Annotated in this window: 19 protein-coding genes and 2 pseudogenes; 12 read left to right on the top strand and 9 right to left on the bottom strand. The window is 71.3% G+C overall.

The genetic code is table 11. The features are described from left to right. The 3 genes and pseudogenes from argB to SSQG_RS07135 all read left to right on the top strand — a co-directional run. Nucleotides 1-925 (top strand): annotated as a pseudogene (gene argB / locus SSQG_RS07145) (acetylglutamate kinase); the annotation flags it as partial. Between the two features lie 20 nt (nucleotides 926-945). After that, a complete protein-coding gene (locus tag SSQG_RS07140; RefSeq protein WP_003989053.1) occupies nucleotides 946-2,154 on the top strand; it encodes an acetylornithine transaminase in 1,209 nt (402 codons plus the stop codon). A 7-nt stretch (nucleotides 2,155-2,161) separates the two neighbouring features. Next, nucleotides 2,162-2,707, top strand: coding sequence for an arginine repressor (locus SSQG_RS07135; RefSeq protein ID WP_003989052.1), 546 nt, complete (start codon nucleotides 2,162-2,164; stop codon nucleotides 2,705-2,707). 131 nt (nucleotides 2,708-2,838) lie between these two features. Here SSQG_RS07135 and SSQG_RS07130 read toward each other — a convergent pair. The 6 genes and pseudogenes from SSQG_RS07130 to SSQG_RS07105 all read right to left on the bottom strand — a co-directional run bounded on the left by SSQG_RS07130 (nucleotide 2,839) and on the right by SSQG_RS07105 (nucleotide 8,649). Next, a pseudogene (locus SSQG_RS07130) lies at nucleotides 2,839-3,580 on the bottom strand (FAD:protein FMN transferase). Nucleotides 3,581-3,635: 55 nt separating this feature from the next. Continuing rightward, nucleotides 3,636-4,694, bottom strand: coding sequence for an FMN-binding protein (locus SSQG_RS07125; RefSeq protein ID WP_039932093.1), 1,059 nt, complete (start codon nucleotides 4,692-4,694; stop codon nucleotides 3,636-3,638). 39 nt (nucleotides 4,695-4,733) lie between these two features. After that, nucleotides 4,734-6,116 carry a ferredoxin reductase family protein gene (locus SSQG_RS07120; protein WP_039932092.1) on the bottom strand — a complete coding sequence of 461 codons (1,383 nt, stop codon included), beginning with the start codon at nucleotides 6,114-6,116 and terminating at the stop codon, nucleotides 4,734-4,736. A 154-nt stretch (nucleotides 6,117-6,270) separates the two neighbouring features. After that, a complete protein-coding gene (locus SSQG_RS07115; protein WP_003989047.1) occupies nucleotides 6,271-6,966 on the bottom strand; it encodes a L,D-transpeptidase family protein in 696 nt (231 codons plus the stop codon). A 3-nt stretch (nucleotides 6,967-6,969) separates the two neighbouring features. Further along, on the bottom strand, nucleotides 6,970-7,557 hold the full coding sequence (locus SSQG_RS07110) for a pyridoxamine 5'-phosphate oxidase family protein (protein WP_003989046.1): 588 nt from the start codon (nucleotides 7,555-7,557) through the stop codon (nucleotides 6,970-6,972). 141 nt (nucleotides 7,558-7,698) lie between these two features. After that, the gene (locus SSQG_RS07105) at nucleotides 7,699-8,649 is read right to left on the bottom strand and encodes a hypothetical protein (RefSeq protein ID WP_039932091.1); all 951 of its coding nucleotides are present in this window, start codon (nucleotides 8,647-8,649) and stop codon (nucleotides 7,699-7,701) included. A 216-nt stretch (nucleotides 8,650-8,865) separates the two neighbouring features. Here SSQG_RS07105 and SSQG_RS07100 point away from each other — a divergent pair, with 216 nt between their 5' ends. The 5 genes from SSQG_RS07100 to SSQG_RS07080 all read left to right on the top strand — a co-directional run bounded on the left by SSQG_RS07100 (nucleotide 8,866) and on the right by SSQG_RS07080 (nucleotide 14,894). Further along, entirely contained in the window at nucleotides 8,866-10,059 is a 1,194-nt protein-coding gene (locus SSQG_RS07100; RefSeq protein WP_003989044.1) for an argininosuccinate synthase, read from the top strand. Nucleotides 10,060-10,140: 81 nt separating this feature from the next. After that, nucleotides 10,141-11,574 carry an argininosuccinate lyase gene (gene argH / locus SSQG_RS07095; RefSeq protein ID WP_003989043.1) on the top strand — a complete coding sequence of 478 codons (1,434 nt, stop codon included), beginning with the start codon at nucleotides 10,141-10,143 and terminating at the stop codon, nucleotides 11,572-11,574. 149 nt (nucleotides 11,575-11,723) lie between these two features. Then, a complete protein-coding gene (locus SSQG_RS07090) occupies nucleotides 11,724-12,695 on the top strand; it encodes an aldo/keto reductase (RefSeq protein WP_003989042.1) in 972 nt (323 codons plus the stop codon). Between the two features lie 118 nt (nucleotides 12,696-12,813). Further along, nucleotides 12,814-13,365: a TetR/AcrR family transcriptional regulator gene (locus SSQG_RS07085; RefSeq protein ID WP_039932090.1), complete on the top strand. Its 552-nt coding sequence runs from the start codon at nucleotides 12,814-12,816 to the stop codon at nucleotides 13,363-13,365. Further along, complete coding sequence (locus tag SSQG_RS07080; RefSeq protein WP_003989040.1) at nucleotides 13,362-14,894, top strand: MFS transporter; 1,533 nt, start codon at nucleotides 13,362-13,364, stop codon at nucleotides 14,892-14,894. Before SSQG_RS07085 ends, SSQG_RS07080 begins: the two co-directional genes overlap by 4 nt. 43 nt (nucleotides 14,895-14,937) lie before the next feature. Here the strand turns inward: SSQG_RS07080 and SSQG_RS07075 are convergent, their stop codons facing one another. Continuing rightward, nucleotides 14,938-15,612 (bottom strand): lysophospholipid acyltransferase family protein, encoded by a 675-nt coding sequence (locus SSQG_RS07075; RefSeq protein WP_039932089.1) that lies wholly within the window; start codon nucleotides 15,610-15,612, stop codon nucleotides 14,938-14,940. 403 nt (nucleotides 15,613-16,015) lie between these two features. Between SSQG_RS07075 and SSQG_RS07070 the strand changes: the two genes are divergently transcribed. The 3 genes from SSQG_RS07070 to SSQG_RS07060 all read left to right on the top strand — a co-directional run bounded on the left by SSQG_RS07070 (nucleotide 16,016) and on the right by SSQG_RS07060 (nucleotide 18,322). Further along, a complete protein-coding gene (locus SSQG_RS07070) occupies nucleotides 16,016-17,182 on the top strand; it encodes a glycerophosphodiester phosphodiesterase (protein ID WP_003989038.1) in 1,167 nt (388 codons plus the stop codon). 90 nt (nucleotides 17,183-17,272) lie between these two features. Next, nucleotides 17,273-17,767 (top strand): RNA polymerase sigma factor, encoded by a 495-nt coding sequence (locus tag SSQG_RS07065; RefSeq protein WP_003989037.1) that lies wholly within the window; start codon nucleotides 17,273-17,275, stop codon nucleotides 17,765-17,767. Nucleotides 17,768-17,824: 57 nt separating this feature from the next. Beyond that, entirely contained in the window at nucleotides 17,825-18,322 is a 498-nt protein-coding gene (locus SSQG_RS07060; protein WP_003989036.1) for a GNAT family N-acetyltransferase, read from the top strand. A gap of 92 nt (nucleotides 18,323-18,414) precedes the next feature. Here SSQG_RS07060 and SSQG_RS07055 read toward each other — a convergent pair whose 3' ends face one another. Both SSQG_RS07055 and SSQG_RS07050 read right to left on the bottom strand, forming a co-directional pair. Beyond that, nucleotides 18,415-18,846 carry a hypothetical protein gene (locus SSQG_RS07055; RefSeq protein WP_003989035.1) on the bottom strand — a complete coding sequence of 144 codons (432 nt, stop codon included), beginning with the start codon at nucleotides 18,844-18,846 and terminating at the stop codon, nucleotides 18,415-18,417. Further along, nucleotides 18,827-19,186, bottom strand: coding sequence for a hypothetical protein (locus SSQG_RS07050; protein WP_003989034.1), 360 nt, complete (start codon nucleotides 19,184-19,186; stop codon nucleotides 18,827-18,829). Before SSQG_RS07050 ends, SSQG_RS07055 begins: the two co-directional genes overlap by 20 nt. Before the next feature lie 69 nt (nucleotides 19,187-19,255). On the opposite strand from SSQG_RS07050, the gene SSQG_RS07045 reads away from it, so the two are divergent. Continuing rightward, a complete protein-coding gene (locus SSQG_RS07045; RefSeq protein ID WP_039932088.1) occupies nucleotides 19,256-19,906 on the top strand; it encodes an HAD-IA family hydrolase in 651 nt (216 codons plus the stop codon). The last annotated feature ends 318 nt before the right edge of the window (nucleotides 19,907-20,224 follow it).

The raw sequence follows: 20,224 nt of genomic DNA, 5'->3' as shown, positions 1-20,224 counted from the left end.
TGAGCAGTCCGACGCGGAAGCACACCGCTCTCCCCAAGGCTGAACCTCATCGAGGCGCTGCCGTGGCTGGTCCGGCACAACGGCAAGACCGTCGTCATCAAGTTCGGCGGCAACGCCATGGTCGACGAGGACCTCAAGGCCGCCTTCGCCCAGGACGTGGTGTTCCTGCACCACGCCGGCCTCAAGCCGGTCGTCGTGCACGGCGGCGGCCCGCAGATCAGCGCCGCCCTCGACCCAGCACGGCATCGTCAGCGAGTTCAAGGCGGGCCTCAGGGTGACCACCGAGGACGCCATGGACGTCGTACGGATGGTGCTGGCCGGTCAGGTGCAGCGCGAGCTGGTCGGGCTGCTCAACCAGCACGGGCCGCTCGCCGTCGGCCTGACGGGCGAGGACGCGCACACCATCTCCGCCACCAAGCACCAGCCCGAGATCGACGGCGAGCTCGTCGACATCGGCCGGGTCGGCGAGATCACCGCGATCGACACGGGCGCGATCGAGGCCCTGCTCGCCGACGGCCGCATCCCGGTCGTCTCCTCGATCGCCCGCTCCCAGGACGACGGACATGTCTACAACGTCAATGCTGATACGGCGGCTGCGGCACTCGCTGCCGCGCTGGGCGCCGAAACCCTCATGGTCCTCACGGACGTCGAGGGCCTCTACGAGGACTGGCCGAACAGCGACGAGGTGATCAGCCGCCTCACCGCCACCGAGCTGGAGCGGCTGCTGCCGGACCTGTCCTCCGGGATGGTGCCGAAGATGGAGGGCTGCCTGCACGCCGTACGGGGCGGCGTCACCACCGCCCGGGTCATCGACGGCCGGGTCCAGCACTCGATCCTGCTGGAGATCTTCACCGACGAAGGCATCGGCACGATGGTCGTGCCCGACGAGAAGCCCGGGGGAACGGGCGAACAGGGGGAGTCGTGAACAACGTCGCGGGCAACGTCGTGAACAACGTCGCGGGCAATCAGGAACTGACCGCGCGCTGGCAGGGCGCGCTCATGAACAACTACGGCACCCCGAGGCTCCCGCTCGTCCGCGGCGAGGGCACCAAGCTGTGGGACGCCGACGGCAAGCAGTACCTGGACTTCGTCGGCGGCATCGCGGTCAACGCCCTCGGCCACGCCCACCCGGCGATCGTCGAGGCCGTGAGCCGGCAGATCGCCTCCCTCGGCCATGTCTCCAACCTGTTCGTCGCCGAGCCGCCGGTCGCGCTCGCCGAACGGCTGCTCCAGCTCTTCGGCCGCGACGGCAAGGTCTACTTCTGCAACTCCGGCGCCGAGGCGAACGAGGGCGCCTTCAAGATCGGCCGGCTGACCGGGCGGACCCACATGGTCGCCACCGAGGGCGGCTTCCACGGCCGCACCATGGGCGCCCTCGCGCTCACCGGCCAGCCCGGCAAGCAGGAACCCTTCCTGCCGCTGCCCGGCGACGTCACACACGTGCCGTACGGCGACGCCCAGGCGCTGGCCGCAGCGGTGACGGAGGAGACCGCCCTGGTCGTCATCGAGCCGATCCAGGGCGAGAACGGGGTCGTCGTCCCGCCCGCCGGCTACCTCAAGGCCGCCCGCGCGATCACCGCCGCGACCGGGGCGCTGCTCGTCCTCGACGAGGTGCAGACCGGCGTCGGTCGGACCGGCCACTGGTTCGAGTACCAGGCCCACGAGGGCGTGCTGCCCGACGTCGTCACCCTCGCCAAGGGCCTCGGCGGCGGACTGCCGCTCGGCGCGACCGTCGCCTTCGGGCGGGCCGCCGAGCTGCTCCAGCCCGGTCACCACGGCACGACCTTCGGCGGCAACCCCGTCGCCTGCGCCGCCGGGCTCGCCGTCCTCGACACCATCGAGAACGAGGGGCTGCTGGAGAACGTCAAGCGGCAGAGCGAGAAGCTGCGGGACGGAATCGAGGGCCTCGGCCACCAGTTGATCGATTTCGTCCGGGGCGCGGGTCTCCTCCTGGGTATCGTGCTCACCGAGCCGCTCGCACCCCAGGTGCAGCAGGCGGCTCAGGACGCCGGTCTCCTGGTGAACGCGCCCGCCCCCGATGTCGTACGGCTCATGCCGCCGCTGAACATCACCGATGCCGAGGTGGACGCTTTCCTCCGGGCACTGCCCGGCGTCCTCGACGCAGCCGACGGGGACGGACGATCCGGGGAATGAGACGACGATGAGCCAGGCGCAGGACCACGAGCAGCCGGGGGCGGGCGGGCCCGCCGTGCCGCAGACCCGCACCGCACGCCACCGCCGGATCGTGGACATCCTCAACCGGCAGCCGGTGCGGTCGCAGAGCCAGCTGGCGAAGCTGCTCGCCGACGACGGGCTGAGCGTCACGCAGGCGACGCTCTCCCGGGACCTGGACGAGCTGAACGCGGTGAAGATCCGCAACGCCGACGGCGACCTGATCTACGCGGTGCCGAGCGAGGGCGGTTTCCGCACGCCCCGCGCGCCGCTGGGCGGGTCGGCGAAGGAGGAGCGGATGCGGCGGTTGTCGCAGGAGCTGCTGATCTCCGCGGAGGCTTCGGCGAATCTCGTGGTCCTGCGTACCCCTCCGGGGGCGGCGCAGTTCCTGGCCTCGGCGATCGACCAGGCCGAGCTGCACGACATCCTGGGGACGATCGCCGGGGACGACACGTTGATGCTGATCAGCCGGGACCCCGACGGGGGGCAGGCGCTGGCCGCTCATCTGCTGAGGCTGGCGCAGAACGGTCACTGAGCGCCGTAGGGGTGCTTGGCCGTGGGTGTGTGCGGGTGCGCCGTGGCCGTTCGCGCAGTTCCCCGCGCCCCCAAGGTGCCCGCAGCGGCACCCCGCTCCGCCGGGTTGCGGACCCCCCGCCCCCAGCCCCCTCAGCCCAGCCTCGCCGCCAACCCCCCGGTGCACCGCACCTCGTCACCGCCCGTGATGAGTAAAGCCTCGACATCCGGCAGCGACTCCAGCCACGCGAGCCCCTCCCGCGACCCCATCGCGAACGCCGCCGTGGCCCAGCAGTCCACCCACGTCAGCCGAGCCCCGACCACCGTCACGGCGACCAGGTCGGTCACCGCGGAACGCCCCGTACGCGGGTCGACGATGTGCGCACCCCGCTCGGCGGTCCCGGACGTGGCCACGGACAGCTCGTCCGCACCGGCCGCGGAGACGACCGCCGCGAGCCCGCCCGGCCGCAGCGGATCCGCCACCCCCACCCGCCAGGGCCGCTGCGCCCCCGGCGACCCCAGCAGCTGCACATCCCCGCCGCCGTTGACGTTCACCCCGCACACCCCGGGCACCGCCGCCAGCCGCCGCGCCGCCCGCTCCACCGCCCAGCCCTTGACGATGCCGGTCGGATCGAGGCGACCCTCGTACGACGTGCTGAACCAGCCGTCGCTCAGCCGCTCCTCCTTGTTTTGTCAGCTCCAGCACCTCGGCGACCTCGGGGTCGCACTCCGCGACGGTCAGTTCACCGCGCTGCAGCCGGGAGACCTGGCTGTCCTCGCGGTACGTGCTGAACACCTCGTCGACCCGGTGCAGCCCGGCGACGACCTCGTCCAGCGCCGCGCGTACGGCGGCCGGTTCCCCGCCGCGGACGTCGAGGGAGAAGACGGTCCCCATCGTCTCCTCCACATGACGCACCGCGGCGGGAGCCTGTGCGGAGTCGGCCACCGTGTCAGCCACCGGCCTGGTCCAGTGCGGACTGGAGCGACTGCTTGTAGCCCGCGCTGGTGTACGTCGCCCCAGAGACCGCGTCGATCTGCGCGGTGCCTGCCGCCACCGCCGCCTGGTTCAGGCGGGGGACGGAGGAGGAGGTGATCTGGTCGCTGCGTCCGCCCTTGGGCGCCTGGACGGCCTCCGCCTTGGTGATCTTTCCGCCGGCGACCGTGACACGGACCTGGACGGGCCCGTACTGCGTCTGCGCGACACTGCCCGTGACGGTCTTGGCCTGGGCGCCGCTGCCCGACCCGGCGCCCTGGGCGGAGCCGCTGCCCCCTGCCGGGGCCTTGTCCAGCGCGGACTGGAGGGACTTCTTGTACCCGGCGCTGGTGTAGGTGGCTCCGGAGACCGCGTCGATGTCCGCGGTGCCTGCCGCGACCGCCGCCTGGTTGAGGCGGGGGACGGAGCTGGCGGTGATCTGGTCGCTGCGTCCGCCCTTGGGGGCCTGGACGGCTTCGGCCTTGGTGATCTTTCCGCCTGCCACGGTGACGCGGACCTGTACGGGCCCGTACTGCGTCTGGGCCACATCGCCCGTGAGGGTCTGGGCGTTGCCCGAGCCCTGCGAGGCGCCCGCCGAGGCCTTGGCCTTGTCGAGGGCGGACTGGAGGGACTTCTTGTACCCGGCGCTGGTGTACGTCGCCCCGGACACGGCGTCGATCTCCGCGCTCTGCGCGGCGACCACCGCCTGGTTGAGGCGGGGGACGGAGCTGGCGGTGATCTGGTCGCTGCGTCCGCCCTTGGGGGCCTGGACCGCCTCGGCCTGAGTGATCTTGCCGCCGCTCATGGTGAGGCGGACCTGCACCGGCCCGTACTGCGTCTGCTGCGCGTCACCGGTGACCGCGCCGTTCACGCCGCCCTGCGGAGCCTGCCCCGCGGCGGCGGGCGGGACCTGACCCCCCGCCGCCTGGGCGCTGCCCGGGTCGGAGGCCGGCTTCATGGACAGCAGCAGCACGATTCCGGAGACGGTGGCCGCGCCGGCGAGCACGGCACGCCGCACGGGGTGACTCTTCTTCATGGTTCTCAAGCTCCTGAAGGGCCGTTGATGTCCCGTCGCTCACATCTCGAACGACTCGTGATGGATACGGCGGGCGGGGACTCCCGCGCCGCGCAGTGCCTCGTACACCGACTGCGCGAAGCCGGGCGGCCCGCACATGAAGACGTCGTGCTGGTCGATGTCCGGGATCTTCCGCTGGAGGGACTCCGCGGAGATGTCGGGGCGTTCCCCGTCCGGGCTGTTGACCGCGTACATCAGCCGGGCGCCGCGCTCGTCGGCGATCTTGGCGAGTTCGCCCCACAGCGCCAGGTCCTGGGTGGTGTTGGCCCGGTAGAGCAGGGTGATGTCACCGGTGGCGCCCGGCAGCGTCTCGAACAGGGCCCGCATCGGGGTGATCCCGACGCCGCCCGCGACCAGCAGCACCTTGCCGCGGCTGCGGCGCTGTGCGGTCATCGCGCCGTACGGGCCCTCGGCCCACACCTTGGTGCCGGGTTCGAGCTCACGCAGCCGGGAGGTGTGGTCACCGATCGCCTTGACCGTGATCCGCAGCATGTCCGGCCGGGGCGCCGCCGACAGCGAGTAGGGGTGGGAGCTGAAGCGCATGCCCGGCGCCTTGAACCGCCAGCGGAAGAAGTGCCCGGGCTCCGCGCCCATCCGGTGCAGCTTGCGCCCGCCGATCAGCACGGACACGATGCCCGGGGTCTCCTCGATGACCGCCTCGACCCGCATGCGGTGCCGCAGGTTCAGCCGGATCGGGGTGAGAATCCGGTACCAGAGCACCAGTGCGGTCACCACGCCGTACAGCCCGTACCAGAAGGTCTTCGCGGCGGGCTCGACCGCGAACTCGTTGCCGGTCGTGATCTGGTGCCAGAACGTCATGTACACCGACGCGTAGGTGAGCAGGTGCACGTGGTACCAGGTGTCGTACCCGATCAGGCGGCGCACCCCGCCGATCGAGAGGATCCCGATGAGGAACAGCAGACCCGTGCCGATGGCGGCCTTGCCCATGTCCGGCAGCTGGTTGATGGAGTCGATCGTCTGCTGGACGATGTCCCCGAGCCCCTTGCCCGCCTGGAGCGCGTAGCCCCACATGGTGAGGAAGACGTGGGCCAGCACCAGACAGAGCGTGTAGCGGCCGGTCATGGCGTGCCAGCGCGCGACCCGGTCGCTGCCCACCCGCCGCTCCAGCGCGGGCACCCGGGCCATCTGGAGCACCACCAGCGCCATGAGGTAACCGGCGAGCAGGCCGGTGATCCGGCCCGCGGCCAGGATCTTGCTCGTGTTGTCCGCGAGGGACGGTGTGTTGTCCCACCACAGCCACAGCACGGCCGCGGCTCCGGCCCACAGGGCGATCAGCAGCGGGACGGCCGGGGAGCGGCGCGGGCGGATGCGGCGCATCGTCTGGCGGCGGGCGGCACGTCCGCCTGCGAGCGTGGTGGTCACGGTTCCTCCGTGGGGACTTGACCCTTGGCCCACAGATACGTGCCGGGGCACGGGAGTGTTCAGCCGCGTGCCGAGTCATGTGCGCACGGGAGTGACCGGGGATGACACGCCCGCGTGCCGGGCGGGCGCGCGGTCCTAGTGCCGCGGCAGGCACCTAGTACCGGGTGACGGCCGTGGCCCCGCGGGTCGTGCCGACCGCGATGTGGGGGCGCTTCGCCGGGTCGGCCCAGGTCAGGATCCGACGCATCGCGTCCTTCGGCACGGACACGCAACCGGCCGTCGCCCCGCGCCCGTTGACGTGCAGGAAGATGCCGGCCCCGCGCTCGCGCACCGGGCGCTCGTAGTTGAAGCCGACGACGAGGGCGTGCGCGTACCGCTCCCCGTAGCTGATCAGATGCTCGGACTCGGCGGCCCGGCAGTCGGCCGCGCGGGGTTCGGTCCAGCGGTTGTAGGAGCGGGAGGCGTTGTCCTGGCACCACCAGGAGTCCCAGCGCACCCTGCGGTAGGTGAACGCCGTCCCGCGCGGCGCAGCGTCGATGCCGAAGGCGAACGGCAGGTCGTACAGGCCCGTCGGTGTCGTGTCGGTGCCCTGTCTGCGGGAGGTGCCCCGGACGAGTCCCTTCGCCCCGAAGCGGGCGGGCGCGGAACCCGCCTCCACCCACCGTCCGCCCCTGCGCTCCCACCAGGTGACGGTGCCTCTCGTCGAGGCCGTCTTCGGGGCCACCGCGGTGATCAGCTGGGTGCCGCCGCCGGTGTCGGCCATCCGGGCCGGCAGCGGCGCGGGGGCGGGCGGCCCGGCGCCGAGTGCGACGAGGGAGGAGACGGCGAGGGCGACGGCACCGGGGCGCATGCCTCAGACCGTAGAGGGCGGCAGCGGCAACGGCAGCCCGGGGAGTCCGTCCAGGCTGGTCGCGATGTGCTCCTTCTTGGTGAAGTAGGCGCTGAGCGAGGCGTCGTCCTCGCGGGCGAAACGCCTGCCGTGCAGGTCGCGGTCCGCCTCGTACGCCATGTAGGGCACCGCGTAGCCGCAGGTGTCGCGGACGAGTTCGGCGGTGACGACGATGACGGCGCGCAGGCCGTGCCGCGTCGGGTCGATGTCGGGGAAGTGGGCGAGCAGTTCCGCGAAACGGGCGTCGTCGCGGAAGACCGGCTCGCCGCGGCCGTGCACGCGGACGATGTTCGGCGGGCCCTGGAAAGCGCACCACATCAGGGTGATCCGCCCGTTCTCCCGCAGGTGGGCGATGGTCTCGGCGTTGGAGCCGGCGAAGTCGAGGTAGGCCACCGTGTGCTCGTCCAGCACCGCGAAGGAGCCCTTGAGCCCCTTGGGGGAGAGGTTGACCGTGCCGTCGGCGGACAGCGGAGCGGTGGCGGTGAAGAAGACCGGCTGCGCCTCGATGAACGAGCGGAGCCGGCCGTCTATGCCCTCATGAGTTTTTCCCATGTCACATGATGATGCACCCAGGTCTTTCGACTGTCTAAGGAATTGCGGGATCCGGTCACCTCTGCCGGATCCCGCGCCCAGGTCCCTGCCCGTGGCCGCCCCGGCCGGCGCTCCCACGGGGCGGCCACGGCGCCTGTCACCTCACTTGTTGAGGGTGCAGGCAGCCAGGGAGTCCAGGCCGGCCGGCTTCTCGGCGGTGCGGCCGATGGCCGTGGCGATGCGGTTGACGGTGGAGACCCGCTTGTCCTCCAGCGGGCCGAGGATGGCGTTCTGGACGAAGTTGGGGCCGCCCTGGCCGACGGTGTCGACCAGGCGCTTGTTGGCCTCCGCGATCTGCGTGTCCAGCAGCGCCAGGTTGCGGTCGACCTCGGCCTGGGCGGAGGCCGGCACGGCGGGCAGCTGGGAGGCGACGTCCGGGCAGCTGATGGTGCCGGCCCCGGCGTTCCCCGCCGCACCCGCACCCGCACCCGCGTCCTCGCCGGCGCCCGCCCCGGCCTCCTGGCCCGCCCCGGCCTCGGCGCCGGCACCTGCTTCGGCGCCCGCTCCGGCCTCGGCACCTGCCTCGGCGCCCGCACCCGCTTCGGCTCCGGCCTCCGCACCGGCGCCCGCCTCGCCACCCGCCGCGTCACCCGCTCCGGCTCCGCCGTCGGCGCTGAGCTGGCAGGCGGCGAAGGCCTCGAGGCCCTCCGGCTTCTCGGCGGCCCGCCCGATGGCGGTCTCGATGCGGTTCAGGGCCGCGACACGCTTGTCCTCGAGGGGGCCGAGGATGGCGTTCTGGACGAAGTTGGGGCCGCCCTGGCCGACGGTGTCGACCAGGCGCTTGTTGGCCTCCTGGATCTGGGTGTTCAGATCGGCCAGGTTGCGGTCGACCTCCGCCTTCGCCGAGGCGGGGACCTCCGGCAGCTGGCCGGTGACGTCCGGGCACGAGATGGTACCGGGACCGGCCAGCGTCCGGGCGTTCGTCCCACCGCTCTCGGGCGTCTCCCCGGCGAGGGCGAAGCCGGCGATGACCGTGCCGGACAGCGCCACCGCGGCGGCGCCGCCGATGAACGTGACGCGACGCTTGTTGTACTTCGGAAGAGCCCTGGACATGGGGGTGCCTCACTAGGGGTCGGTGGGTCGTGGGTGTTCGACGCGGCGCCTGCGTTCGGCGAGAGGTACGGGTAAGCGGTTTCCCGTGTTCAAAGGATCTTCAAATTCTTCTCGACGTGGCCGGAATCAGGGCCTCACGCCGAGGGCGATTGACGAATCATGCGGACCTCTGCATACTCATGCATGTCAGTGATCGCAGTATGAGGAGAAGAACCCGTGACCGAGCGCGTCGTACTCGCCTACTCAGGCGGTCTTGACACCTCCGTCGCCATCGGCTGGATCGCCGAGGAGACGGGCGCCGAGGTCATCGCGGTAGCGGTGGACGTCGGCCAGGGCGGCGAGGATCTGGACGTCATCCGCAAACGCGCCCTCGCGTGCGGTGCGGTCGAGGCCGAGGTCGCCGACGCCAGGGACGAGTTCGCCGAGGAGTACTGCCTCCCGGCGATCAAGGCCAACGCCCTCTACATGGACCGCTACCCGCTCGTCTCCGCCCTCTCCCGGCCGACGATCGTCAAGCACCTGGTCGCCGCGGCCCGGAAGCACGGCGCCGGCACGGTCGCCCACGGCTGCACCGGCAAGGGCAACGACCAGGTCCGCTTCGAGGCCGGCATCGTGGCCCTCGCTCCCGACCTGAAGTGCATCGCCCCGGTCCGCGACTACGCCATGACGCGCGACAAGGCCATCGCCTTCTGCGAGCAGAAGGGCCTGCCGATCGCGACCACCAAGAAGTCGCCGTACTCCATCGACCAGAACGTCTTCGGGCGGGCCGTCGAGACCGGCTTCCTGGAGGACATCTGGAACGCGCCGATCGAGGACCTCTACGAGTACACCGAGAACCCGGCCGACGCGCGTGAGGCCGACGAGGTGGTCATCACCTTCGAGCAGGGCGTCCCGGTCGCCCTCGACGGCAGGCCCGTCACCGTCCTCCAGGCCATCCAGCAGCTCAACGAGCGCGCCGGTGCCCAGGGCGTCGGCCGGATCGACATGGTCGAGGACCGGCTCGTCGGCATCAAGTCGCGCGAGGTGTACGAGGCTCCGGGCGCGATCGCCCTGATCACCGCCCACCAAGAGCTGGAGGGTGTCACCGTCGAGCGGGAACTCGCCCGCTACAAGCGCCAGGTCGAGCAGCGCTGGGGCGAGCTCGTCTACGACGGCCAGTGGTTCTCCCCGCTCAAGCGCGCCCTGGACGGCTTCGTCAACGAGGCCAACGAGCACGTCACCGGGGACATCCGGATGACGCTGCACGGCGGCCGCGCCGTGGTCACCGGACGCCGCTCGGCGCAGTCGCTGTACGACTTCGATCTCGCGACCTACGACACCGGCGACACCTTCGACCAGTCCGCGGCCAAGGGCTTCATCGACATCTACAGCCTGGCGTCGAAGATCGCGGCCCGGCGCGACCTCTCTTAAGCAGTAGCGTGAGAGCCGCCTCCCCCCCGTTCACGGGCGGGGAGGCGGCGGCCCATCCGTATCTCTCTAGGAGCAACGCAAGTGAGCAGCAACAGCGGTGACGTCCGGCTCTGGGGCGGCCGTTTCGCCGACGGTCCCGCCGAGGCCCTGGCCAAGCTGTCCGCGTCCGTCCACTTCGACTGGCGGCTGGCGCCGTACGACATCGCCGGTTCGCGTGCGCACGCGCGCGTGCTGCACAAGGCGGGCCTGCTCACCGAGGACGAGCTGACCCGGATGATCGCCGGGCTCGACCGGCTGGAGGCGGACGTCGCCGGCGGCTCCTTCGTCGGCACCATCGCCGACGAGGACGTGCACACCGCCCTGGAGCGCGGCCTGCTGGAGCGGCTCGGCCCCGACCTCGGCGGCAAGCTGCGCGCGGGCCGCTCCCGCAACGACCAGGTCGCGACCCTCTTCCGCATGTACCTGCGCGACCACGCCCGGGTCGTCGGCGGCCTGCTCGCCGAGCTCCAGGACGCGCTGATCGGTCTCGCCGAGGCCCACCCCGACGTGGCGATGCCCGGCCGCACGCACCTCCAGCACGCCCAGCCGGTCCTCTTCGCGCACCACGTCCTGGCCCACGTCCAGTCCCTCTCCCGGGACGCGGAGCGGCTGCGCCAGTGGGACGCCCGCACGGCAGTGTCGCCGTACGGCTCGGGAGCCCTGGCGGGTTCCTCCCTGGGCCTGGACCCGGAGGCGGTGGCGAAGGACCTCGGGTTCGAGCACGGCTCGGCCGGCAACTCCATCGACGGCACGGCCTCCCGCGACTTCGTCGCGGAGTTCGCGTTCATCACGGCGATGATCGGGGTCAACCTCTCCCGGATCGCCGAGGAGGTCATCATCTGGAACACGAAGGAGTTCTCCTTCGTGACCCTGCACGACGCGTTCTCCACGGGCTCGTCGATCATGCCGCAGAAGAAGAACCCGGACATCGCGGAGCTGGCCCGCGGCAAGTCCGGCCGCCTGATCGGCAACCTGACGGGCCTGCTCGCCACCCTGAAGGCGCTGCCCCTCGCCTACAACCGGGACCTCCAGGAGGACAAGGAGCCGGTCTTCGACTCCATCGACCAGCTGGAGATCCTGCTGCCGGCCTTCACCGGCATGATGGCCACCCTCACCGTCCACCGCGACCGCATGGAGGAACTGGCCCCGGCCGGCTTCTCCCTCGCCACGGACATCGCCGAGTGGTTGGTCAAGCAGGGCGTCCCCTTCCGCGTCGCCCACGAGGTCGCCGGCGAGTGCGTGAAGGTCGCCGAGTCCGAGGGCAAGGAACTCGACGAGCTGACGGACGAGCAGTTCGCGAAGATCTCCTCCCACCTCACCCCCGAGGTGCGGACGGTGCTGAACGTCCCCGGCGCCCTGGCCTCCCGCAACGGCAGGGGCGGCACCGCCCCCAGCGCGGTCGCCGTCCAGCTGACAGAGGTGAAGGCGGACGTGTCGGCCCAGCACGAGTGGGCGGTGGCCAAGAAGCAGGCCTGAGGGAAACGCACTCAGGGGCGCGGGGAACTGCGCGACAAGCCACGAACAACCCGCACTCGCAAACACACAACAAGCCCCGAGCTCTCAGGCGGAGGTCATCGCGGGGGTTACGTTGGTCGAAAGCCGTAGCCGACCGAACGGAGCCCGCGATGCCCTTCGCCCGCCTGGCCACAGCAACAACCCCCACCTGCCACATCGGCCTCGGTCTCGCCGCCGTCGGACGCCCGGGCTACATCAACCTCGGCCGAGACGAAGACCTCGGAGAAGACCGCGGCGTAGAGGCGCTCCGCAACCGCACCCACGAACTCCTGGACGCCGCCTACGCCCAAGGTGTCCGCTACTTCGACGCGGCCCGCTCCTACGGCCGCTCGGAGGAGTTCCTCGCCGACTGGCTGCGGAACCGGCCCGGCCTCGACGACATCGTCGTCGGCAGCAAGTGGGGCTACACCTACACCGCCGACTGGTCCACCGACGCCGAGACCCACGAGGTCAAGGACCACACCCTCGCCACCTACGAACGGCAGCGCGCCGAGAGCGACGCCCTGCTCGGCGACCGGCTCGACCTCTACCAGATCCACTCCGTGACCCCTGACAGCCCGGCCCTCACCGACAAGGAACTGCACGCCAGGCTCGCGGAAGCCGCCGCCCAGGGCCTCACCGTCGGTTTCTCCACCAGCGGCCCCGCCCAAGCGGACGCGATCCGCGCGGCCCTGGCCGTGACGGTCGACGGCGAACCCCTCTTCCGCACGGTGCAGTCCACGTACAACGCGCTGGAGACCTCTGCCGCCCCCGCCCTCGCCGAGGCCCACGACGCCGGCCTCACCGTGATCGTCAAGGAGGGCATGGCCAACGGCCGACTGGCCGGGCCGCATGCTCCGGACGCCGTCAAGGAGGTCGCCGAGCAGGCCGGGCTGGGCTGTGACGCCGTGGCCCTGGCCGCGATCCTGCGGCAGCCGTGGGCCGGCGTCGTCCTCTCCGGCGCCGCCACGACCAACCAGCTCGCCTCGAACCTGCACGCCGCGGTCGTCGACCTGGACGACGACCAGCTGGCCCGCCTCGCCACGCTGGCCGAGGAACCGCAGGCGTACTGGGAGCGGCGCGGTCAGCTGCCCTGGCACTGACCACTCACCTTCCGAGCTCTCACCTTTGGGTGCTCACCTTCTCTCCGTGAGCCGACAGTCATGAGGCACGCATGCCCAGCATGAGACATTGGTGTCTCATATGGTTTATGTTTGTCTCATGGCTGTCGACCCTGACCACGTGCTGCGCTCCGCCGCCGCCCTGCTGACCCGCAAATCCACCGCGACCATGGACGAGGTCGCCAAGGCCGCCGGGATCAGCCGCGCCACGCTGCACCGCCACTTCGCCGGACGTGACGCCCTCGTCCGCGCCCTGGAGTCGCTGGGCATCGAGGAGTGCCGGGCGGCACTGGACACGGCCCGGCTCGACGAGGGCACCGCGAGCGAGGCCGTCCGCCGGCTGGTCGGAGCCATGGAGCCCGCCGCCGGACTGCTCGCCTTCCTCTACACCGAGAACCAGCTGTTCGAGGGCGAGGAGCAGAACGCGGGCTGGTCCCTGATCGACGACCGGATCTCGGCCCTGTTCCGGCGCGGCCAGCTCGCCGGCGAGTTCCGCATCGACCTCACACCGGCCTGGCTCACCGAGGCGCTGTACGGCCTGATGGCCTCCGGTGCCTGGATGGTGCACAGCGGCAAGGGCGCGCCCAAGGACTTCCAGCACATGATCGTCGAGCTGCTGCTCGGCGGCGCACTGCGGAGAGAGGAATCATGACCAGCACCCTGCAGGCGGCGAGGACCGACGAGGCGGTGAAGCGCCCCGGCCGCTGGCTCGCGCTCGGCGTTCTCGTGCTCGCTGTGCTGCTGGTGGCCGTCGACGCGACCGTCCTCGGTCTCGCGACCCCCTACATCAGCGAGGACCTGAGGCCCTCGGGCACGCAGCTGCTGTGGATCGGCGACGTCTACTCGTTCGTCATCGCCGGTCTGCTCGTCTCCATGGGCAGCCTCGGCGACCGCATCGGCCGCAAGCGGATCCTGCTCGTCGGCGCGACGGCGTTCGGAGCGATATCCGTGCTCAACGCCTACGCCACGACCCCGGAGATGATGATCGTCGCGCGGGCGCTGCTCGGCGTCGCCGGTGCGACCCTGATGCCCGCCACGCTCGCGCTCATCCGCAACCTCTTCCACGACCCGCGCGAACGCAGCCTCGCCGTCGGGATCTGGGGCGCCACCGCCTCCGCGGGTACGGCGGTCGGCCCGATCGTCGGAGGGTTCCTGCTGGAGCACTTCTGGTGGGGATCGGTCTTCCTGATCAACCTGCCCGTGATGCTCGTGCTGGTCCTCGTCGGGATGAAGCTGCTGCCCGAGTCGCGCACCGCGAACCCGGGCCCCTGGGACATGAGCAGCGTCCTGCTGTCGCTGGTGGGCATGGTCGGCATCGTGTACGCGGTCAAGGAGATCGCGGCGCACGGCTTCGCCTGGACCCCGACGGCCGCCGGCCTGCTGGGCGCCGCCGCCCTGTACGGGTTCGTCCGCCGTCAGCTCCGGCTCCCGGCTCCGCTGCTGGACATGCGGCTGTTCCGCAACCGCGGCTTCAGCGGGGCGGTCCTGGCCGACCTGCTGACCATCCTGGGCCTGTCCGGGCTGGTGTTCTTCCTCTCGCAGTACCTGCAACTCGTCCAGGGCAGGCGTCCGTTCGAGGCGGGTCTGGCCGAACTGCCCGCCGCGATCGGTGCGGTGGCGGCCGGTCTGGTCGCGGGGCGTGCGGCCCGCCGTTTCTCGGTGCGGTCCGTGGTCTCCTGCGGTCTGGCGGCGATCGGCCTGGGGCTGGCCGCGCTCACGGTGGTCGGTCAGTCCACCGGCTATCCGCTGCTCGGTACCGCGCTGCTGGTGGTCGGTGTCGGCGCCGGTTTCTCGTTCACCGTGACCGCCGACGTGATCCTGTCCAGCGTGCCCAAGGAGCAGGCGGGTTCCGCCTCCGCCGTCTCCGAGACGGCGTACGAACTCGGCGCCGCCCTCGGTATCGCCGTGCTCGGCTCGATCGTCACCGGCGTCTACCGGGACTTCACCGGTCCGGCGGGAACACCGGACGCGGCCCACGAGTCGCTGGGCGGCGCCGTCGAGGCGGCAGCGGGCATGCCCGCGCACAGCGCAGCCGTGATGCTGGACGCGGCCCGCACGTCCTTCGTCGACGGACTGGCACTCGCGGCCGGCGTCGGCGCGGCGGTCCTGCTGGCCGCGGCGGTGGCGGCGTGGTTCCTGCTGCGGGGGCAGCGGCTGGAGGGCGGGGCGGAACACCCGTAGCCCAGGTGGCGCTGAGGGGCCCGGCCCCTCAGCGCACCGCCGCCTACGCCGCTTCCTTCGCCTTGCTCGCGTACATGTCGACGTACTCCTGCCCGGACAGCCGCATGACCTCGGCCATCACCGAGTCGGTGACGGCCCGCAGCACATAGCGGTCCCGGTCCATCCCCTCGTACCGGGAGAACTCCATCGCCTCACCGAACCGCACGGTGACCTTGCCCGGCCGGGGCAGGCCCGCCCCGCCCGGCTGGATCCGGTCCGTACCGATCATCGCGAACGGCACCACCGGAGCCCCGGTCATCAGCGTGAGCCGGGCGATGCCGGTACGCCCCCGGTACAGGCGGCCGTCGGGAGACCGTGTGCCCTCCGGGTAGATGCCGAAGACCCGGCCCTCGTCCAGCACCCGTCGCCCGGTCATCAGGGCGGCCACCCCGCCCCGGCCGCCGTCGCGGTCCACGGGGATCATGCCGACGCCGGTGAAGAACCAGGCCATCAGCCGGCCCTTGAAGCCCTTCCCGGTCACGTACTCGTCCTTGCCGATGAAGCAGACCTGCCGGTCGCAGACCAGCGGCAGGATCATCGAGTCGATGAACGTCAGGTGGTTGCCGGCCAGGATGACCGGACCGTCGCCGGGAATGTGCTCCGCACCTTCCACCTGTGGGCGGAACATCAGGCGCATGATCGGGCCGAGCACTGCCTTGATGAGTGCGAAGCGGGACAACGGACCCTCCGGTGTCAAGGGATGCTTTATGTGTATGTGCAGGTGAGGACGATACTCGCGGCCCCCGGGATCGCGCACATCGGCCACGGCGACTTAACCGAGGTCTTACACACTGTTGACGCGTGTTTACCTGCGGTGACACCCCGTCGACGATGCGTGACCCGGCCGTCACGATGTGACGGACATCGCTCCGGACGGACCAGTACCGGCCTGGCACGCGTTCCCAGAACCGCCGTGCCGAACCGGCGGGAATGCGACGAAGTCGACGAACCGTCAGTTCGCCGCCCCGCCCGCCACGGTGACATCGCGTGTCACCCGCGTGTTCCGCGCGGCGTCTCCCGCTGGTCATGTACGCGCCCGTACGATCGGCCCGCACTGACGAGCCGACGGCAGGAGGGCGCTCATGGGAACGCAGAAGTCGAACGAGGGAGCGAGCGGAACCGGACGGCGGGCCCTGCTCGGCGCGGCGGTGCTCGGCGCCGGCGGAGCGGTACTCGGCGTGACCGGCACGGCGAGAGCCGACAGCGTCCGGTACGGCAGCGGCGGACTGAAGAGCCTCCCCAAGCCGACGATCGTCGGCCACCGCGGGGCCAGCGGCTACCGCCCGGAGCACACCCTCGGCTCCTACCAGCTCGCTCTCGACATGGGCGCCGACATCGTCGAGGCCGGCGACCTGGTGCCGACGAAGGACGGGCACCTCGTCTGCCGTCACGAGCCCGAGATCGGCGGCACCACGGACGTCGCCGACCACCCCGAGTTCGCCGACCGCAAGAAGACCAAGCAGCTCGACGGCGTCTCCACCACCGGCTGGTTCACCGAGGACTTCACACTCGCCGAGCTGAAGACCCTGCGGGCGATCGAGCGCATCCCCGCCAACCGCCCGCACAACACCCTCTACAACGGGCGCTGGGAGATCCCCACCTTCGAGGAGGTCCTGACCTGGCAGGACCGGCAGACCCGGGCGCGCGGCAAGCAGGTCTGGATCTACCCCGAGATGAAGCACCCCACCTACTTCCGCAAGCAGGGGCTGCCGCTGGAGGAGCGGGTCGCCAAGGCGCTGCGCAAGCACCGCAAGGACGGGCGGACCTCCCCGGTCATCATCCAGTCCTTCGAGCCGACCAGCATCGAGCGTCTCAACAAGCTCGTGGACAACCCCCTGGTCGTCCTGCTGTCCGGCGCGAACACCCGCCCCTGGGACTTCGTCGAGACGGGCGACCCGCGCACGGTCGCCGACCTGGTCAAGCCGGCCGGCCTCCGGGAGATCGCCTCCTACGCGCAGGGCATCGGACCGACCCTGGACCTGGTCATCCCGCGCGACGCCGGCGGCAGGCTCACCGAGCCGACGGCGCTCGTCTCCGACGCGCACAAGGTGGGCCTGATCCTGCACCCGTGGACCATGCGCAACGAGAACCCCTTCCTCCCGGCGGACTTCCGCAAGGGCACGGAGGCCGACGCCTACGGTGACGTCTTCGGTGCCTACAAGGCCTACTTCGCGACCGGCATAGACGGCGTCTTCACCGACCAGCCGGACACGGGCGTGCTGGCCCGCGAGGTCTTCGTCAACAGCTGAGCGCGTCAACAGCTGCGCTCACACCCCCCGGTCGAGTGAGTTTCGGCCGCCCGGGCAACCCACCGCCCGGGCGGCCGCGTCGCTCCGCATATGACGCACGAGCTGGTCACCTCCCTGCGCCCGCTGCTCACCGCCGAGGCCTCCGCGGAGGCATACGCGGCCGGAGCCGAGGCCGGCGACCTGGAACAGGCGGTCTGGCTCCGTCTGCTGGAGCGCCTCGACGCCGAGGACCCGCCGCGCGACCCGCAGGGATGGCTCCGCCGGGCCGTCCGCTCGGAGGCCCGGCGCACCCGCCGGACGAGCCGCCTCGAACGGCCCTACGGCGTCGAACCGGTCGACGACGGTGGCCGCGACCCCGAACAGCTCGCCCTCGACGCGGCCCGCGGCCGTGCCGTGCGCGCGGCCGTGCGCCGCCTCCCGGGCCGCTGCCCGCGCCTCATGGAGGCCCTGCTCTCCCCTGAGGACCTGACATACCGGGAAATCGCAGGGGAGTTGGGTATCTCACAGGGCAGTCTCGGCCCGGAACGTTCCAGATGCCTGGGATGTCTGCGCAGATTGCTGGCACCGGAGGTTGCGGCCCGCTGAGGGCGGGGATAGGAGTGGGGGACGACCGGTGATCAGATGAGCGGGAGGCGTGCGCACATGGGCATGAGCGTGACCATCTCTGCGGCGACCGAGCAGGACGCGGAGCAGATCTTCAGACTGCAGTACCTGTGCTTCCAGACGGAGGCGGCCCTGTACGGGAACTACCGCATCGACCCGCTCGTCCAAACCCTCGACTCGGTCCGCGAGGAAGTCGGCCGCGACTGCGTCTTCGTGGCCCGGCTCGGCGACGAGGTCGTGGGCTCGGTCCGCGGCTCGGTCACCGACGGCGGCGCCGCCGCGATCGGCAAGCTCTGCGTCCACCCCCGCCTCCAGGGCCACGGCATCGGCGCCCGTCTCCTCCGCGCGGCCGAATCGGCCCTCGCCGACCAGCACGGCGCCACCCGCTTCCGCCTCCACACCGGCCACCGCAGCGAGGGCAACCTCCGCCTCTACCGCAGGGTCGGCTACGAAACGGTGGGCACGTCCCAGGGCGCCGACGGCGTCCCGATGATCGTCCTGGAGAAGCCCGCCGGCACCTACGCGGCGACGGCTTGACCGCGCCCTGAAGGGGCGCGCGGCTGTATCGAAGTGCGGCTCCGCCGCGCGGGCGCGATCAACCACGTGTGACCCGCGGCCGCCTGATCACCTCAGGCGGCATCCCCGTCTCGCGTACGCGACTTCCGCAGCCAGTAGATGGCCGACACCGGCAGCAGAACCGGGATGAACACATACCCCATCCCGAAGTCCGACCACACGGTCGCGTCCGGGAAGGCGGACGGCTCGATCAACGTCCAGGTCCCCACCGTCAAGACACCCGCCAACTCGGCAACACAGCAGGCCAGCGCAGCTTTCCGCGCCGTCTCCCCGCCCCGCACCAGCGAGTACGTGATGAACCCGTACACGACACCGGCCACCGCCGACAGCGAGTAGGCCAGCGGCGCCCGGTCGAACTCCGTCGCGATCTGGTACGCGGAGCGTGACACCGCCCCGACGACCATCACGCCGTACAGCCACACCAGCAGGGTGCCCGGCCCACTGATCAGCCGCTGCCGGCCCACCTCAGCCTCCCCAGATGTCATAGAGCCGCACCTCCAGCACCGCCAGCACCACGCCGCCCGCGGCGACCGTCACCGAGCCCCACCGTGAGCGCTCGGCCAGCGACATGAACCCCGCCGCCGGGACGCACGCGAACGCGCCCAGCAGATACGCCACGAAGATCGTCGTGCCCTGCTCCGGCTTCTCGCCCCGCGCCAGCGCCACGATCCCCACCACCAGCTGGATCAGCGACAGCAGGGTGACGACGGCCATCCCGATGAAGTGCCAGTCCTTCGTCGGCTGGTCACGGTAGGCCGCCCAGCCGCACCAGGCGGCCACCAGCAGCGCGGCGACCCCGGTCACCAGCGTCAGGACATCAAGCATGCTGCGACCTTATTACGGCCGAAAAGGCCCGATGCTCCCGGCCCTGGCCTGCCCCGTAGGGTCGGGGGCATGAAGATCCACGCGCACGCCCTGCTGTTCGACAACGACGGAACCCTCGTCTCCTCCCTCGCCTCCGTGGACCGCTGCTGGGCGCGGTGGGCCGCCGAGTACGGGATCACGGCCGAGGACTTCGCGCGGGTCGAACTGCACGGACGGCCGGCCGCCGAGATAGCCGCCGACCTGCTGCCCGCCGACGTCGTGCCGGAGGCCGTCGCGCGGATCGAGGACCTGGAGGTGGAGGACGTACCCAACGGTGGGGTGCACCTGCTGCCCGGCACCCGCGCGTTCCTCGACGCCCTGCCCGCCGAGCGCTGGGCCGTCGTCACCTCCGCCACCCGGCGACTGGCCGAGGCCCGCCTGGACGCCGTCGGCATCCTGCCCAAAACGCTCGTGGCCGCCGACGACATCACCCGCGGCAAGCCCGACCCCGAGCCCTACCTGCTCGCCGCCCGCACCCTCGGCGTCGACCCCGCCCACTGCGTCGTCTTCGAGGACGCCCCCGCGGGCCTGGCGGCCGGGCGCGCCGCAGGTATGACCACCGTGGCGTTGACCACAACCCACCAGGCGCACGAGCTCCAGGCCGACCTCGTCGTCGAGGACCTGTCGGCCCTGTCGGCACTGGTCACCCAGCAGGGGATGGAGATCTCCCTCCGCGGCTGACGTCTCCCGGCCCCCTGTCCGCCTCTGTCCACCATCCGGACAACGGCGGGCTGTCAGGACCGTACGCATGTTTTACTGACCGCATGACCACGACGAGCGACCGCATCCCCGCGACCGAGGCGACCATGCCGCCCGGTGCTCGTTGTACGTGTCGAATGTGCGCCTTCTAGAGGGCCCCCGCACGACCCCCTGAGCTCGCGCCCCGAAGCGAGACCGCGGCATGTCCGCACGCCCTGAGCGGTGCGTGACATCCAGCCGCCCGCGCACATGTTCTCTCCGGTTCCACGCCCCTGCGAGAACCGTGTCGCGTCCCTGAAC

This window comes from Streptomyces viridochromogenes DSM 40736 (genome assembly GCF_000158955.1).
GTDB lineage: Bacteria > Actinomycetota > Actinomycetes > Streptomycetales > Streptomycetaceae > Streptomyces > Streptomyces venetus.
Note: the sequence above shows the minus strand (reverse complement) of the source record. Positions and strands in the feature narration are given on the sequence as shown.